Below are 13,651 nucleotides of genomic sequence, written 5' to 3' on the forward strand. Positions count from 1 at the left end.
ACGCTGGTCACCATCGCCTCGCCGCCCGAGGTCCGTCCGCGGGACGGCCGGGCCGTCTTCTTCGTCGTCGAACCGGATCGTTCCCGGCTCGCGGACCTGGTCCAGCGGCTCAGGGACGGGCGGCTCAAGCCGATCGTCGGCGAGGTCAAGGCGCTGGCCGAGGCACCCGCCGCGTTCGCCCCCGGCCGCCACACCCGTGGCAAGACCATCATCCGGGTCATGGACGGCGGATAACCGGCGGCAGGGCGCGCGGACACCTGGCTCCCCGGGCTGCCTTCACGGCCCGAAGCCCGCGCCGTACTCGCGTTGCTGTTTCCGCTCAGCAGACCCCGGCACCGACGGCGAAGGACTCCGGGCGGTCATTCCGACGGCCCACGACGACGAACAGGAGGTGGGCCCGTGACCGGGGCAACCGGCAGAGTCGCGCTGGTGACAGGGGCCAGCAGCGGAATCGGCGCGGCCACCGCGCGCCTTCTGGCCGCGCGAGGGATGCGCGTGGTGGTCAACTACCTCCGCAACACCGAGGCGGCCGAGGAGGCCGTGGCCGACATCGAGGCGGCAGGCGGCCAGGCCATGGCCGTGCAGGCCGACGTGCGCGAGCCGGCGGCGATCGACAGCATGGTCGAGCGGGTCCAGGCGGCCTGGGGCGGCATCGACGTGCTCGTGCACAACGCGCTCATCCCGTATGCGGTCAAGTCGTTCCAGGACATGACGTGGGAAGAACTGGGCGGCAAGATCGACGCCGAGATGCATGCGGCGTTCGCGGTTACCAAAGCCGTCTTGCCCGCCATGAGCGAACAGGGCTGGGGACGCATCATCTACATCAGCACCGGCCTCAGCCGCCGACCCCGCCAGGGCATGATCGCACTGGGCGCGGCCAAGGCCGCCCTGGAGCAGTTCGCCCGCTACCTCGCCCAGGAACTGGGCCCGCAGGGCATCACGGTCAACATCGTCGCAGCCGGCCCGGTGGAGGACACTCGCATGGGGTCCGCACTCGACGAGAGGATCAAGCAGCGGCAGGTGGCCCTCACCCCCATGGGCCGCTTGGCACGACCGGCCGACGTCGCCCAAGCCGTCGCCTTCTACGCCGGCGAGGACAACGCCTTCATGACCGGCACCACGGCCGCGGTCAACGGCGGAATGTCGATGGACTGACAGCCCGACCGGTAAACGCCACCCCGTCACCTCGGCACCAGACTCCGCGCCGTACCGCGCCCGCGCGGTACGGCGCGGCGATGACACGATCAAGGAAGAGCCTCATGTACACGATCGATCTCGCCTACGTCGGGCGGGGCCTGCACGAGGAACTGACCGCCTACATCGCCGACCAGGAGGACTTCTACGCCGACGAGGGCGTCCACGTCGCACTGCGCGACGGCTGCACCTGGGACGAGGAGCGCCTGCGCCACAGCGCCACCATCGGGCTCGGCCGGGCACTGCTGTCCCGACTGGCCGACGGCACCCCGTGGGTCGCACTCGATGTCAACACCCACCGCCCGCTGTTCTGGTTCCTCGCCCGTCCCGGCCTGACCTCCCTGGCCGACCTGGCCGGCCGACGGCTGGCGGTACACGCCCCCTACACCGCACCCGGGTGCTTCGCCCGGATCGTGCTGCGCCAGGCCGGCCTCGACCCGGACCACGACATCCACACCATCGTCCGTCCGCCCGGCGACTACGGCATGGACCTGCGCTGGCTGCACGACGGCAGGACCGACGCCGCCCTGGTCGGCAGCACCATGGCACCGGAGGCGGTGGCCACCGAGCACGGCTGGCAGGTGCTGGCCTTTGTCGGCGACCACTTCCAGATCCCCACCGTAGGCGTGGCCGTCGACCCCACCTACACCGACCCGGAGGACCCCGCAGTCCAGGCGGTCGTACGAGCCCACCGGCGCGCCCTGCAGGTGATCCACAACGAACCCGACACCACGGTGCGGCACATGCGGACGTTCCTCGGCGGACAGACCGAGGACGAAGTCCGCGCCCACTACGAGAGGTTCATCGCACCGTACTTCACCACCGACGGCCAAGCCGACCCCGCCGTCGGCGACAGCGCGATCACCTCGGTCGCCGCCGAACTCAGCGTCCCCGCCACCGTTACCGCAGCCGAGTTCTACCGCACCGCAACCACCACCCCCTAGAAACCCGGCGACACCGGCGCCGACAAAGCGCGGGCAGTATCCCACTACGGATCGCATCCGCGTCCCAGCGGCAGCGGGACAGCAGCCGCTGAAGGCCGTCGGGGGTGGCATGCCCTGCATGTTCGGCAAGTTGCCGGCTGTTCTTGCGGCCGACCTGGCCCAGGAGTCCCCGCATGTAGTCCCGCACACGATGCCGGGGCTCCACGCGTGTGAACCGGGCTCCAATCCGCAGGAGAAGACCACCGAGTTCGTGATCCCACACGTTTGCTGATGCATGCTCACCCACATCGGCGCACTGCCCGCGGAGCCCTGTCACTACATGCGGCGTGGCCACCCGTTGGTGGGACGATTCGCGAAAGACCGTCCCACACCCGGTTCCACATCACTACACTCCCCACTCCCAAGCCGTTGACCAGCGGAAATGGAGAAGCGTTGCTGTAGTACTAGTGCCGCATCAGGCAACGTTCGCCCTGTCGACCACATCTCGTAGCCGTTCGCCGACAGCGTGCTTGTTCCGCCAGATGATGCAGCGGCGGATCATGCTGCCCTGCTCCTTGCGGCCGGCGCGATCGGTGCTGTTCAGGGCGAAGCAGCGCAGGGCGGTGAACCGGGCCTCAACGCGGTGCCCGCCGACGTCGTGTTCGAAGGCGAGCAACTCGGCCGCTGGGTCCAGGCGCAGCGAGCCTGCTGGCCCGGCCTGGAGCTGGACCAGCAGGACCTGCTGACCGCGATCGGCATCGCCCCGGCCCAGGAGCTGGTTGCCGCCGAGATCGCCGCTGAGGTTCGGGCCTGTGGCGGTTGTCATCTCCCGATGGGGGCCGGGGCGGACGGCTGTGTGCCGTCCGCCGAGGGTGTCAGTGGCGGTGGTGGTCGCAGCAGTCGGAGAGCTGGAAGGAGGCGATACGGGTGTTCCAGTTTCCGGTGCCATCGGCCGGTTGGTACTGGTTGGTGTACCAGAACGTACAGTCGTCCATAGGGTCGATCGCCATGGAGGTGTAGTCACCCCAGCGGTTGCTCCCGGTCTGGGAGCCTGTGCCGGTCCACACGGTGGTCTCTCGGAATGTCATCACGTTCCGCGGGTCGTGCGCCAGGCGTCCGGTGACGCGGATCGAGGGATGGTCCTGGGAGGACGACGACGAGTATCCCAGGGCGATGTCTCCCTCCTTGTCCTGGGCTGCGGAGCCCATCCACCGGTACGCGGGTCCCGGAGCGTAGGTGCTCTGCTGATGGACGACCGGTCGGCCGTGGTGCAGCCGCAGTTCGTACCAGCGCACCCCCACGCCGCCGGGCGCGTCGACCGCGTGGTTGACGACCAGGGACTGGTGGTCGCCGAAGTTGCGGTAGGCGAGCCGGTACATGGCGGAGTAGGAGAGCGAGTCCAGTTTCTGGGTGGTACCGGCCTGGGGGACGCATCGGGTGGGATCGGTACTCTCGCAGGCCGGGGTGTAGGGGGCCACCCGCAGCTCCCCTGGGCCCGTGACGGTGGTGCGGCTCTGGTCTGCCCAGTCGACGTGGAATCGCCAGTACTGCAGGCTGTCGTAGGCCGGGTTGAGGGCCATCAGCAGGTTGGGCTCGCCCTGCGGGGGTGGGGTCGTGCCGTCGAGGTCCGAGCCGAGCGGGATGGTCGGTGACGGGATGGTGTAGCACTGCTGGTCGGCGTCGGCTCCGCGCAGCATCCTGTTCCGGTCCCAGGCGCACGCCTCGAAGAACGCCCCCCCGGTGAAAGCCGCGTAGTAGGCGTCCGGCCACACCGAGACCTTCGGGTGGTCGATGAAGTGCTGATACCCGAAGTCGTACCGGTAGTACTCGCCGGTGGCGTCTTCGGTGCTGGAGACGGCCACGCACAGTCGATTCGTGTTGCCCGTCTCGTCGAGGGCGAACTGGTTGATGATCCAGCGGTGGGCCAGGGAGTCCCAGCGGACTACGGGATCCCCGATGTCGGCGTTCTGAGAGGTCTCGCACGGTCCGCCGAACCCGCTGAACAGGGTTTGGGTCGTCAGTGGCCCCAGTAGCGTGGCACCGGTCTTGGAGTACACCGCGAGGTCGTAGTTGGTGATCTCCACGATCTGGCTGGAGCCTACCGAGGCGTTGGGGTCAGGCGGGACGCCCCCGGCTTCCCGGATGCCATCGAAACTGACGCCCGACTGGATCTGGTCCCGGCTGCCGTCGCGGTCCTGCACCACCTGATCCGGACGGGCGTCCTTGGTGAGGGGCCGGTGCGGCACCTCTCCGGGAGGCATGACGCTGGGGGTGGACCGGCGCTCTCCGGATCTCTGCGACAGTTCACGCAACGGTGGCGAGGTGTCATGGTGCACCGCGGGTCCGGAGTCAGCGGACCGAGAAGCCTGCCCGTGGACGGCCGGCTCGAGTACGGCTCTGGCAGCGAGCGTGGTGGACCACGCTGGGGAGGCCACCAGCGCCGCTCCCATCGAGGTGACGGCGACGATCGAACGCAAGGCACGGCATACGTGCATCAATCCTCCGAGCGGGTCGGTGAGCCAACCCGATCGGCCGTCTGGTGACGGCATCGTCCGAGGCAACCCTCACCCGCTTGCGGCGGCTGTCGCGACCTCCCGGCGCCCCGGGTACACCGGAAACGCTTCCAGGCCACAGTATGAGGGCAGGCGACTCATCTGAGGGTGTGGCAAAATCCAGTTATCCACCTCGTCCGCCCGACGCCGTGGTGATCGGTGCCGTGTCGGGTGCGGCTCAGCCGTATGGCGCTGCCTACATGACGGGCATTCGAGAACTCACATCGATCTCGCGTAGACGCACCCGTTCTGCTATTGCCACATCAGGCAACGTTCGCCCCGGTGACGACTTCGCGTAGGCGTTCGTCCGCGGCGTGCTTGTTTCGCCAGATGATGAAGCGACGGATCATGCTGCCCTGCTCTTTGTGGCTGGCGTGGTCGGTGCCGTCGAGAGCGAAGTAACGCAAGGCGGCGGCTGGTGAACGTCACCTCGGCGATCTTCGCCACCGGCGTGCGCTGGGCGGACAGCAGCACCATCTGGGCCCGCCGCCAGGTCACCACCGACCCAGTGCCCCGGCGGACGATCCGCAGCAGCCGTCTGCCCTCGTCGTCATCGATCTCACGAACCTGCACGCGTTCAGCCACGTGATCATTCTGACCGCCCAGTGCCGCCCGACGCAGCAACCGGACAAGACATCGACGGGGCGAACGTCGCCTGATGCGGCACTAGCTGGTCTGGCGCGGAGGCGATGGTTCGGTGTCGGTGGGTGGCGTCAGCGTTGTGGCGAGTCGGTCGGCGCCGAATCCGCTGATCAGGAGGCGTTCTTTGCGGCTTCCGGTGAGGCGCTGGGTCCAGTCGACGAACCCGCCGTCCGCGATCTCCAGTTGCCGGCCGTGGACGGTTGCGTAGATCTTGTAGCACAGGTCGGTGTAGTAGCCGCGTCCGGTCACCCGGTTGGGATCGTCGATGATGTCGATGCCCGGTGTTCCGGCCAGCTCTGTACGTGTGCGGGCCAGGATCGGAGCGGCGGACTCGTCGAGGCAGGTGATGCGGATCTCGGTCTGGCGCAGTCCAGCACGTGCCATCGCCCGGACGGCGAAATGTAGGTGCTCGACCAGGTGCTGTTGCTCGAAGGTCCGGCTGCCGGTGTCCCGGCCGGCTGTCACCAGGGCGAACAGTTGGAAGTGGGCGAGCATGCCGGGCGCGTCGAAGTGCTGGGCACGCACGACTCGTTGGCTGGCGGCCATCCGGACCGGCACGGCCGAGCGGGGATCGGCGGCGAGGGCCTGGGATCTCCGCTGGGCTGCCTCCAGGGCCAGGGCATTGGTCGGGTCGGCTGCGACCTCGCTGCCACGAACGGTGGCGACGACCTTGCGCGGGTCGACGGTCGCGACCGCCGTATGCGCCGCCAGGGGTACGAGCGGAGCCAGGGTGAGCATCTGGAAGTCATCCGGCAGCGCCGAGAGCAGGAGGTCTTCGGCTCGTCGTAGTTGCGCGAACCCTGTCGGGGCCGGGGTCACGAACCGGTCGGTGCGATAGCGCCGCATCACCTCGGCCGGGGTGAGCCGATCGGCGCGGCGTCGGAAGACTTCCAGGAGCAGCGTGGTCAGGTCCGTCCCGGTCAGCCCCTCGGCCAGCAGGTCCAGCAGTTCCGGTCCACCTGCCTTAGCCAGAACTCGGCGCAACGCCGGACCGGCCGAGTATTCATCGCTCGTCATGGCGGGCCAGTATCGCCTGGCCGGCATCGGAGAGACCATCGATTTCCGCGCATCGTGACAATTGTGCAGCCGCTCGGTCAGGCTCCATCAGGCCTCCGCGCTCGAAGCGGGCTCCAGCGCCCTTGGTGACTTGCGCGCGGAGCCGGACGGTGGCGAAGGTCGACTCGATCGGGTTGGTGGTCCGCAGATGGATCCAGTGCTCCGCCGGGTAGTCGTAGAACTCCAATTTGGTAGTGAGCAAGGGGCGGTCGACCTCGACCCGGCTCGGATTGGAGCGATCTGACATGCCATCAGATCCCTGAGGGTACTGTCAGATTGCTGTCATCTCAGACCGAGAAGAGGCGTGGATGTCTGACGAGCTCCCTTCGCAGATGTTCGAGAAAGCGGTCGAGTATGCGCGTCTCGACGACTGGGACAACGCCATAACCTGGTATCGGAGGGCCGCCGATGCCGGCTTCGCGGACGCGATGCTCGTCCTCGCCAGCATCCATGCCGCCCGCGACGAACTGTGGTCGGCTCAGGACTGGCTCAAGAAGGGCATGGCAGCAAGCCACCCCCACGTCAGGGAGACGCTGGGCGTCCGGTTGAAGGTCGGCATCGCGGTGCACTTCATGAAGAATCCCGAGTACGCCAGGATCTGGGAGCATCGGATCCGGAGCATGGACGACTACCCGACGCCTCACGATCCGGAGCAGGTGCGTAGGGATGCCGTCGAGCTGGCGTTCCTCTTCCTTGTCGACGGCATTGAGCCGCCCAACGGCGGTAAGGCTGTGAGCCTTTCCGAGATCGCCGGTTCCGGTGTTCGGAACGCCGCCCCCTCCGGCTGCCTGATGGTCGTCGCCGCCATCGGAATCCTGCCGGCGCTCTTCGCCATCCTGATGGCGAAGCACGGCTCCGTGTGAGAGCGAGTTCGCCAGAGTGCCGCACTGTTGCGTGGTCGACGATCCGAACGTGCGCGACGCGATTGCCCAGTGGGAGTGGTGCTGCACGGCCCGCGCCCGGTGGCGGCTGAGCACCGCACGGAACGGTCAGGGCAGGCCGGGCCCCGGTACAGGCTGCCGGCGTACCGGTGGAGCGCGGCCGTCACCCGCGCGGTGTGCGGCTCCAGCAGCCCGGCATCGGAGGGCGCGCCCACGGTGCGGCCTGCGGCCTGCTCGGGCGACATGTACAGCGGGGTGCCGATCCGGGTGGAGTGGCTGCTGTAGGTCACCGACTGTGCCAGGGATTTGACGATGCCGAAGTCGATGACCTTCGGACCGCTCTCGTCCAGGATGATGTTTCCGGGCTTGAGGTCCGGGTGCACTACCTTCGCGGCGTGGATGTCGGCGAGGGCTTGGGCGATGCCCCAGGCCAGCAGTGTCACCTGACCGGTCGGCAGGTGTCCGTGGTCAACCACCAGGTCCCGCAGAGACGGCCCGGCCACGTACGTCGTGGCCAGCCATGGCCGCTCGGCTCGGGGGTCGGCGTCCAGAAAAGGGGGGGGGTGGACGCCGCGTCCCTTTGGCGTGGCGCCCACCTCGCGCGCGAACCGCTGCCCGAACTCCGCGTCCATGGCGAACTCGCTGCGGATCACCTTCACAGCCGCCGGCTGCCCGCCGGGGGAAAGGGCGAGGAACACCTGCCCCATGCCGCCCTCGCCCAGCCGAGCCACCAGCCGGAAGCCCCCGAGCCTGTCCGGATCGTACGACTGCAGCGCAGGAAACCGATATGCCGCCATCGACATGAAGCGCTCCCCTCGTCTTCCCGCCCCGGGCCCGGGATACCTCACGACTCGACCGTGGGTCGCGTTCGCCCCACCGAGGGCAGGACGGATACCTGACGCTTCGCCAGATCAGTCGGAGATCCGGTCGCTTCGGCGGCGATACGGTCCAGAAGGCGACCGGGAAGGTACTCACCACGCCTCCGTCGCGGCGTCTGGCGCAAACTCTTGGCGGTGATCGGCCGGACAGTCCGTGATCTGCGGAGTCGGTTGCCTGACGGGCCTGGAGGAGCGCCCGCTCAGCGCGTGGCGGCCTTCTCCCGGGCACGGCGGACGTCGTACGCGAAGAACCGCCGGACCGCGTGGCCTAGTTCGTCCGGGCCGGAGAAGCCCCGGCGGGCCGTTTCGACCTCCGGTGAGGTGCCGGGCCGGCGCCAGTGGCGGAGGAAGAGCGTGGCGCACATCGCCGGCGGCGGGACGACGAGGCGGTGTCGGGCCTCCTCGGCGGCCGCGTCCGCGCGGGCGACCAGGTCGCACCATTCGTCCCAGCGTTCGTCGGCGCGCAGCCGTGCCAGGGCCGCCGGCCGCCAGTCGACCGACTGCCATACCGGCCAGACCCGCACCATGAGGAGCCGGTTCCGGTCCGCGGCGGTGAGCCCGTCCGCTTCCGATGCCGTGAACCAGCGGGTGAGCGCCGGGGGCAGCGGCGCGTGGTCGTCGAGTCCCAGCCGGGCCCGCGCGTAGGCCTCGGCGGTCGTGCCCTCGCCGCGGGCGAGGTCGTCGAGCAGACCGCTGAGGACCTCCTCGTGCAGCCCCGGGTAGTCGTCCTCGAACAGCCGGACCGCGTCCAGGACGTCGAGGTCGGACATCCACCGGCCGGGGGCGTGCTCCCGCCGGGTCCGACGGGCCAGGGCCTGGGTGCGGCTGATCCCGGTGACGGGCACCTCCGTGGCGGCCGGGCCGGGTGCCGTGGTGCCACCGCTGCGGATCGCGCGCAGTGCCGACACCGCGTCATTGCGTTTGAGGTCCCAGACGCCAGAGCCGATCATCTCCTCCAGCGTCCGCAGCGCGTCGTGGTCCTCCTCCCCCACGGCCCGTTCGAGGTCCTTCCAGCCCCGGTGGGTGAACGGCAGGGCCTTGGCGGCCGCCACGATCCGCCGCCCGGCCGCCTCGGGAACGAGATCCGTCTCGGCGCCCTCCCGGCAGCCGTGGCGGAGGTTCACCAACGCCACGGTCTGCGCCGGGTACCCGACCGCGGCGGGCCCGTGCAGGACGCCCACCTCGTCGTCCCCGTCGATCTCGCCGGAGGCGTACATCTCGTAGACGGTGCCGATGCCCCGCATGCCGCACGGGGCCAGTTCGGCGGCCCGCAGCGCGCCCATGCTCGCGGCGCCGAGGACGTGGGCGCCCTCGGTGATCACCTGGAGGATCTCCTTGTGGCCGACGGACCGGCGTTCGCGGAAGTAGCCGTCGATGATGACGGCGACGTCGCCCGGGTTCCAGTGGTCCGCGAGGAGGTCGCCGCGCCCGGCGGGCGGGCGCACCTCGGCCTCCGGGAGCACCGCGTGGACCTCGGCCGCGGACAGTGTCGGCCCGGTGTAGACCACCACCCTGGATGCGCTCACTACAACACCTCCGGACAGACGCGGCTTCCGGGCGCCACGACCTTGACGACGGGGACCCCGATCTCCTCCCTGGTCAGGTCGACCAGGAGGGGCGGGTTGGAGAAGGCTTGGGCCGCCCGCTGGACGACGTACCGGAGGTCGTCGACCAGGCCGTCGCGTTCCGCGGGCCGGTCGATCAGGTCGCCGAGGTCGGCGGCCGGGCCCCGGTCGCGGCTCAGCCGGCCGACGTCCACCTGGTCGAAGTCGTCCTGGAGGTCATCCCTGGCTCCGGAGATGTACGCGAGCCGGGCCTGCGCCGCTTCGGTGACGGCGCGGGTCAGCGCGATCGAGGGGTTGACGTGGCAGCCGAAGCCGAACATCGCGGCCGGGTAGTCGTGGCAGGCCACCCAGGAGAGGAAGCAGGGCAGGCCGGTGGGCGACGGCACCAGGCGGACTTCCAGGGTGACGCCGGCGCGTTCGATCAGCGAGCACAGCTCCTCGGCCACCGCCGAGCCGGACGTCCTCGGGTCGACGCGCACGCCCAGCTCGCCGCCCGCCTTCACAGCCGCCGTCATCGCGTCCCGCTCGATCACCTCGCAGAGCGCGTGGAGCGCGGCCTCCACCAGGGTGTTGCCACTGGCCAGACCGTTGGTCGACTCGAAGAAGGCCGGCGGGTTCCAGCCCGCGTGCTCCACCAGGGTGAGCCGCACGACGTCCACGGGAACGAGGGTCGGCGCGCCGTCGACCAGCGATCTGGCCGCCGTCCACTCCAGGGGCAGGCCGTCGTGCAACACGCTCGGCTCCGAGGGCGCCAGCGCGGTGACGTCGTAGCCCAGTTCCCTGCCCAGTTCCCTTCCGACGTCACGGGGAGCGGCCGTCAGGACGGATTCCACGGGCTGCTCGACGTGCCAGGTCTCGACGGACTCCATCACCGCCGACAGCCGGGCCAGCTCAGCCGTCACCCCTTTGCCCTGGGACACGGCGAGGGTGCGGGACAGCGGCCGGATGGCCTGGAAGGTCGGGATGCCGATGGTGTCGAGCCGGGTGATGTCGGCGATCCGGGTGACGCCCACCTGCTCAGCCGCCCGGCGTGCCATCGCCCAGGTGTCCTCCGGGGGCCGGGCCCGGTTCGTCCCCGGCAGCCTGAGTACCGCCCGGTCCTGCTGCGAGGCCGCCCAGTACGGGGACGGGTCGTCGGTCCGCGCGATGGCGGCGGCTGCGTCGTCGTTCTGCACGGTGACGGGACTCCCTGCGGGTCAGAGGTTCTGGGTACGGCGCAGCAGCGCCCGGCCGGCGACGGCGTTGGCGACGAGGGCGACGGCGGCCAGCACCACCAGCGCGGGCCAGGCCTTCCCGAGGCCGAAGATCGCGGCGTCGCGCATCCCGTTGACCGCGTACGTCACCGGGTTCACCGTGGAGATCCAGCGGAGCACCTCGGGGAGCTGCTGCGTGGTGGACAGCGACGGGGCGGAGAACACCAGGACCGGGACGGACACGCTGGTGAGCACCATGAAGGTGCGGTAGTCGCTGATCAGGATCGCCGCCGCCAGGTAGAGCCCGTTGAAGGCCACCGAGGACAGCACCAGCGCCACCAGCAGCCAGGTCCACTGAGCGACGCCGAACGGGTAGTCGAAGAGGATCGCGGCGACGACCAGGGCCAGCAGGCTCTGCGCCAGCACCAGCGTGACCCCGGCGAGCAGTTTGCCGGCCAGGAAGCGCGACCGGCGCAGCGGCCAGCTCCACAGCTGGGTCGACACGCCGCTCATCTCCTCCTGGAACATCGCCATGCCGGTCGTCCCGGAGGCGCTGACCACCGACATCGCCAGCACCATGGGCAGGAGGAAGACGGAGAACGGGAGCCGGTCGCCGCGGTAGGTGATGTCCCCGACGACGTTGCCGAGCGACGTGTTGACCAGCAGCAGGTAGACGAGCATCGGGGTCAGGCCGAGGACGAGGTTGACCCGGTTGCGGGCGAGGAGCGCGTACTCGCGGTAGAACACCGCGGTGAAGTCGGCCGTCCTCCTCGTCGCGACCGGTGCGGTGTTCTCGAATACGGGCACGGTCACGGTGTCAGCCCTCGCTCCCGGTCATGCGCAGGAACACCTGCTCCAGTGAGTCTGTGACGGTGGAGACTCCCGAGACGGCCACTCCGGAGTCCTGGCAGTGTCTGGACAGCGGCGGCAGCACGTCCCGGACCTGCGCGTTCTCGATGCGCACCTCGGTGTCGTCGACGGCGGCGGTGAGTCCGGCGGCGTCGGCCCACTCCTTGACGACCTTCGCGCCGACCGCGTCGTCCACCTTCACCAGCACGTGTGCGGCGCCGAACTCCCGGACGAGTTCGCTCGGTTGGGCGAAGCGGACGACCTTGCCCCGGTTGACGACCAGGACGCGCTGAGCGTTGCGCTCCAGTTCCTCGATGATGTGACTGGTCCAGATCACGGTCATGCCGTTCTCCTCGCGCAGCCACCGCACGAAGCGCTCGATCTGGTGCCGGCCGGCCACGTCCAGCCCGGCGGAGGGCTCGTCGAGGATCAGGAGCGCCGGAATGGTCAGCAACGCCCGTACGAGTTGCAGGCGTTGGCGCTGTCCGCCGGACAGCTGGAAGACGAGCTGCGAGAGCGCGTCCTTCAGACCGAGGAACTCCGCCACCTCCAGCGCCCAGGGCCGGGCGGCACGCCAGGACAGGCCCCGGAAGCGGGCGGCGATCTGCAGGTTGTCCAGCGCCGAGAGCATCTCGTCGTACGGGGCGGACTGGTGCATCGCGCCGATGCCGCTCTTGGCGGCGACCGGGTCGCGAGTCGGGTCCGCGCCGAAGACCCGGATCTTCCCGGTGGTGGGAGGGGTGACGCCGCAGATCATCTTCATCAGGGTCGTCTTTCCGGCACCGTTGGGGCCCAGCAGCCCGATGGTCTCGCCCTCGGCGATGTCGAACGATATACCGTCGACGGCCGGTGTCGTTTTCCCCCGGTAGCGCTTGGTCAGTTCTTCGGCGTGCACCACATCATTCGCCACGATCCCTCCCTTCGCATTCCTCACATCGCGCTCGATCTCTTCCGGAGCTCTTGTCGATCTCATTCGGGCTGGTCGGCCGAGGTGTTCCCGGTGGACCCTACGCCGATCGGAGCGCACGCAACCGGCCGGTGCGGAAGCTGCCTTGGAGCTGCCGCCGATCTGCCGCGGCGCGCCCGGCCCAAGTGGCTAGCATTCCTGGCGTGAGCCGTTCAGGACATGCGGGGAACCACGACGGAAAGGCCGCCGTGGTGCTGGTGAATTGCGCGGGCGGCCGCGAATTGGAGATCGTGCGCGAGATATTGACGGGGCCGCTGGAAACGCCGACGATACTGATCCGGCAGACCGACCTCCGCTCGACGCCCATGGCGCTCGACGTGGACACCGGCCTGCTGGACGTCGCCGGTCAACGGGTCAGGCCGGCGGTCGTCTGGGTCCGTCACGCGGCGGCCTGCGCGCTGGTGGCGCAGGCCGAACCGGCGGGCTCGGTGACGCCGCTGCAGGCGGCTGCGTGGTCCGGGTTCCTCCAGCAGGTGGCGTCGACGGCGACCGCCGCCCTGCCCGGCAGCACCCTCATCGGGCCGGGCCAGCTGGCGCGGGCCCGGCGGCTGGGCGTGCGAACTCCCCGCACGGTCGTCACCAACCACGTCCCGACGGGCACGCGCGGAGTGGGCACGCCGAGTGTGATCGTCAAGACCCAGGACTTCCGGCTGTTCGAGCCGGATCGGCGGAACTGGTCGAGGTGGCTGCCGTCGGTCATCGGTCCGGACGCGGTGGCGGAGGGCCGTCCGGTCGCCGATGATCCGGTCCTCGGTCATCCGGTCGTCGTCCAGGAGTACCTGGGCGGCGCCCGGGAGCTGCGGGTGTACCACCTCGGCGGTGGGATCTGCGCCTTCGAGGTCGACAAGCCGGATCCGTCGAGCCCGATGACGGAGCCCGGCAGCGTCACGGTGCGGCGGGTCGCGTGCCCGCCGGCCGCCGCCGACGCGGTGCGCGCTCTGTGCGCCGCGT

General features: G+C 69.7%; 11 protein-coding genes and 5 pseudogenes. 5 read left to right on the forward strand and 11 right to left on the reverse strand.

Features of this window, described 5'->3' with window-relative positions; genetic code table 11:
- The 3 genes and pseudogenes from ACFQ87_RS35545 to ACFQ87_RS35555 form a co-directional block, all read left to right on the forward strand.
- A pseudogene (locus tag ACFQ87_RS35545) lies at window positions 1-234 on the forward strand (NADP-dependent oxidoreductase); the annotation flags it as partial.
- A gap of 165 nt (window positions 235-399) precedes the next feature.
- Window positions 400-1,155, forward strand: a complete 756-nt coding sequence (locus ACFQ87_RS35550) for an SDR family NAD(P)-dependent oxidoreductase (RefSeq protein WP_380615053.1) — start codon at window positions 400-402, stop codon at window positions 1,153-1,155.
- A 104-nt stretch (window positions 1,156-1,259) separates the two neighbouring features.
- Window positions 1,260-2,138 (forward strand): ABC transporter substrate-binding protein, encoded by an 879-nt coding sequence (locus ACFQ87_RS35555; RefSeq protein WP_380615054.1) that lies wholly within the window; start codon window positions 1,260-1,262, stop codon window positions 2,136-2,138.
- A gap of 454 nt (window positions 2,139-2,592) precedes the next feature.
- Here ACFQ87_RS35555 and ACFQ87_RS35560 read toward each other — a convergent pair.
- The 6 genes and pseudogenes from ACFQ87_RS35560 to ACFQ87_RS35585 form a co-directional block, all read right to left on the reverse strand.
- Window positions 2,593-2,763 (reverse strand): annotated as a pseudogene (locus ACFQ87_RS35560) (transposase); the annotation flags it as partial.
- A 229-nt stretch (window positions 2,764-2,992) separates the two neighbouring features.
- On the reverse strand, window positions 2,993-4,378 hold the full coding sequence (locus tag ACFQ87_RS35565) for a hypothetical protein (protein ID WP_380615055.1): 1,386 nt from the start codon (window positions 4,376-4,378) through the stop codon (window positions 2,993-2,995).
- Window positions 4,379-4,932: 554 nt separating this feature from the next.
- Entirely contained in the window at window positions 4,933-5,076 is a 144-nt protein-coding gene (locus ACFQ87_RS35570; RefSeq protein ID WP_380615079.1) for a hypothetical protein, read from the reverse strand.
- Between the two features lie 7 nt (window positions 5,077-5,083).
- Window positions 5,084-5,254 (reverse strand): annotated as a pseudogene (locus ACFQ87_RS35575) (helix-turn-helix domain-containing protein); the annotation flags it as partial.
- Between the two features lie 81 nt (window positions 5,255-5,335).
- Window positions 5,336-6,328 carry a hypothetical protein gene (locus tag ACFQ87_RS35580; RefSeq protein ID WP_380615056.1) on the reverse strand — a complete coding sequence of 331 codons (993 nt, stop codon included), beginning with the start codon at window positions 6,326-6,328 and terminating at the stop codon, window positions 5,336-5,338.
- Window positions 6,329-6,434: 106 nt separating this feature from the next.
- Window positions 6,435-6,554, reverse strand: a pseudogene (locus ACFQ87_RS35585) (IS256 family transposase); the annotation flags it as partial.
- 121 nt (window positions 6,555-6,675) lie between these two features.
- Here ACFQ87_RS35585 and ACFQ87_RS35590 point away from each other — a divergent pair.
- Window positions 6,676-7,230, forward strand: a complete 555-nt coding sequence (locus ACFQ87_RS35590) for a hypothetical protein (RefSeq protein WP_380615080.1) — start codon at window positions 6,676-6,678, stop codon at window positions 7,228-7,230.
- A gap of 227 nt (window positions 7,231-7,457) precedes the next feature.
- On the opposite strand, the pseudogene ACFQ87_RS35595 reads toward ACFQ87_RS35590, so the two are convergent.
- The 5 genes and pseudogenes from ACFQ87_RS35595 to ACFQ87_RS35615 form a co-directional block, all read right to left on the reverse strand.
- Window positions 7,458-8,051 (reverse strand): annotated as a pseudogene (locus ACFQ87_RS35595) (serine/threonine-protein kinase); the annotation flags it as partial.
- 275 nt (window positions 8,052-8,326) lie between these two features.
- Entirely contained in the window at window positions 8,327-9,652 is a 1,326-nt protein-coding gene (locus ACFQ87_RS35600; protein WP_380615057.1) for a TfuA-like protein, read from the reverse strand.
- Window positions 9,652-10,866 carry a YcaO-like family protein gene (locus tag ACFQ87_RS35605; RefSeq protein WP_380615058.1) on the reverse strand — a complete coding sequence of 405 codons (1,215 nt, stop codon included), beginning with the start codon at window positions 10,864-10,866 and terminating at the stop codon, window positions 9,652-9,654. The genes ACFQ87_RS35600 and ACFQ87_RS35605 overlap by 1 nt, the downstream gene beginning before the upstream one ends.
- Window positions 10,867-10,887: 21 nt before the next feature.
- Window positions 10,888-11,697, reverse strand: a complete 810-nt coding sequence (locus ACFQ87_RS35610) for an ABC transporter permease (RefSeq protein ID WP_380615059.1) — start codon at window positions 11,695-11,697, stop codon at window positions 10,888-10,890.
- Window positions 11,698-11,701: 4 nt separating this feature from the next.
- Window positions 11,702-12,643, reverse strand: coding sequence for an ABC transporter ATP-binding protein (locus ACFQ87_RS35615; RefSeq protein WP_380615060.1), 942 nt, complete (start codon window positions 12,641-12,643; stop codon window positions 11,702-11,704).
- Between the two features lie 200 nt (window positions 12,644-12,843).
- On the opposite strand from ACFQ87_RS35615, the gene ACFQ87_RS35620 reads away from it, so the two are divergent.
- Window positions 12,844-13,651: hypothetical protein (locus tag ACFQ87_RS35620; RefSeq protein WP_380615061.1), on the forward strand; the 808-nt coding region annotated here is incomplete at its 3' end.

The sequence above is a fragment of the Kitasatospora sp. NPDC056531 genome (genome assembly GCF_042794375.1).
GTDB lineage: Bacteria > Actinomycetota > Actinomycetes > Streptomycetales > Streptomycetaceae > Kitasatospora.